The organism is Bradyrhizobium sp., assembly GCF_035701725.1.
GTDB lineage: Bacteria > Pseudomonadota > Alphaproteobacteria > Rhizobiales > Xanthobacteraceae > Bradyrhizobium.
The window spans coordinates 1-2,377 of sequence record NZ_DASSRP010000147.1 but is presented as its reverse complement, the minus strand read 5'-3'; the positions used below and the strand labels follow the sequence as shown (position 1 = coordinate 2,377).

Genomic DNA, 2,377 nt, shown 5'->3' with positions numbered 1-2,377 from the left:
CAAGAAGTACAAGGCCGACGCCAAGATCGAGGGCATCCAGATCCAGCAGATGCTTGCCGGCGGCACCGAAGTCATCGTCGGCTCCATCACCGACGGCTCGTTCGGCAAGCTGGTCGCGTTCGGCCTCGGCGGCGTGCTGGTCGAAGTGCTCAAGGACGTCACTTTCCGTCTCGCGCCCGCCACAAAGGACGATGCGCTTTCGATGCTCGACGGCATCCAGGCCCATGAAATGCTTAAAGGTGTGCGCGGCGGCGATCCGGTCAATCGCGAGGCACTGGCCGACGTCATCGTCAAGGTTTCGCAGCTCGTCAGCGACTTCCCGGAAATCGTCGAACTCGACCTCAACCCGGTGTTCGCCACCAAGAAGGACGCGATTGCCGCCGACGTGCGCATCGTCGTCGATTTCGAATACAAGCCGCGCGAGAAGCCGCGTCCGACCGAAGAGATCGTCGCCGCGATGAACCGCATCATGCAGCCGAAGGCGGTTGCGGTGATCGGCGCCTCGGCCGAAGACGGCAAGATCGGCAACTCCGTGATGAAGAACCTCATCAACGGCGGCTATAAAGGCGAGATCCTGCCGATCCATCCCAAGGCCTCCGAGATCCTCGGATACAAGGCCTACAAGAGCGTCAAGGACGTGCCGGGCGTGATCGACGTCGCGGTGTTTGCTATTCCGGCGAAATTCGTCGCCGCCGCGCTGACCGAGTGCGGCGAGAAGAAGATTCCGGGCGCCGTGCTGATCCCCTCGGGCTTTGCCGAAGCCGGGCATCCGGAATTGCAGGCCGAGATCGTCGAGGTCGGCAAGAAGTACAACGTCCGCCTGATGGGGCCGAACATCTACGGCTTCTACTATACGCCCGCCAATCTGTGCGCGACCTTCTGTACCGCCTACGACGTCAAGGGCCACGCGGCGCTGTCGTCGCAATCCGGCGGCATCGGTATGGCGATCATCGGCTTCTCGCGTTCGGCCAAGATGGGCGTCTCGGCGATCGTCGGTCTCGGCAACAAGTCCGACATCGACGAAGACGATCTGCTCGCCTTCTTCGAACAGGACCCCAACACGAACCTGATCGCGCAGCACTGCGAAGACCTGAAAGACGGCCGCGCCTTCGCGGAAGCCGCCAAGCGTGTCGCCAAGAAGAAGCCGGTCGTGGTGCTGAAGGCGGGCCGGACCTCCGCCGGCGCCAAGGCAGCGTCTTCGCATACCGGCGCGCTCGCAGGTAACGACAAGATCTATGAGGATGTGCTCAAGCAGTCAGGCGTGATCCGCGCGCGTTCGCTGCGCCAGTTGCTCGAATTCGCCCGTGGCGTGCCGGTGCTGCCGACGCCAAAGGGCGAGAACGTCCTGATCATCACCGGCGCGGGCGGTTCGGGCGTGTTGCTCTCGGACTCCTGCGTTGACAATGGCCTGTCGCTGATGTCGATGCCGCCGGATCTGGATGCGGCGTTCCGCAAGTTCATTCCGCCGTTCGGCGCGGCCGGCAACCCGGTCGACATCACCGGTGGCGAGCCGCCGATCACCTACGTCAACACCGTCAAGCTCGGCCTGTCGGATGAACGCATCCACTCGCTGATCCTCGGCTACTGGCACACGATCGTGACGCCGCCGATGGTGTTTGCACGCAACATGGTCGAGGTGAAGAAGGAGATGGAGGCGAAGGGCTTCGTGAAGCCGATCGTCGCGTCGCTCGCCGGTGATATCGAAGTCGAGGAAGCCGCCGAATATCTCTATCAGAACGGCATTCCGGCCTACGCTTACTCGACCGAACTGCCGGTCGAGGTGTTGGGCGCCAAGTACAAATGGGCGCGCGGTGCCGGCCTGCTCTGATCAATGCAACATGCCGCTCCGGTCAACCGGGGCGGCATTTTTCTGACCGGTTAGCGACGGCGCGGTTTTATTGAGCGGCGAATACGTCTCCCTATCCTTGAGGTAGCTCTTGGGGCAGGTCGCGATGAAGAGAAACGTGATCCGGCGCAAATCGCCTGAGCCGAAGTCCGCTGGCGAGGTCGAAACAGATATCCGCGACGGCGGCGTTCAGTCCGTCGACCGTGCGCTCTCGATCATCGAAACCCTGGCCGAAGACGACGAGGGCTATCGCCTCTCTGATCTCGCCGTGCGTACGGGCTTGTCGACCTCGACCGTGCACCGCCTGCTGGCGACCTTGGAGAAGCGCCGTTTCGTCCAGTTCGACCGTTACGAATCGAAATGGCATGTCGGCGCGCAGAGCTTTTCGGTCGGTGCGACCTTCGCGCGGCGCCGAAATTTCGCCGCGCAGGCGATGCCTTATTTGCGCAAATTGCGCGACCAGACCCGCGAGACCGCCAACCTTGCTGTCGTCGACGATGAATCCATCATCGTGCTGGCGCGCATCGAAAG

At 62.5% G+C, this 2,377-nt stretch carries 2 protein-coding genes; both read left to right on the top strand.

The window, feature by feature from the left end:
- Positions 1–1,828: acetate--CoA ligase family protein (locus VFL62_RS08525; protein WP_325171932.1), on the top strand; the 1,828-nt coding region annotated here is incomplete at its 5' end.
- Between the two features lie 124 nt (positions 1,829–1,952).
- The coding region (locus VFL62_RS08520; RefSeq protein ID WP_325171931.1) for an IclR family transcriptional regulator at positions 1,953–2,377 on the top strand (425 nt) is incomplete at its 3' end.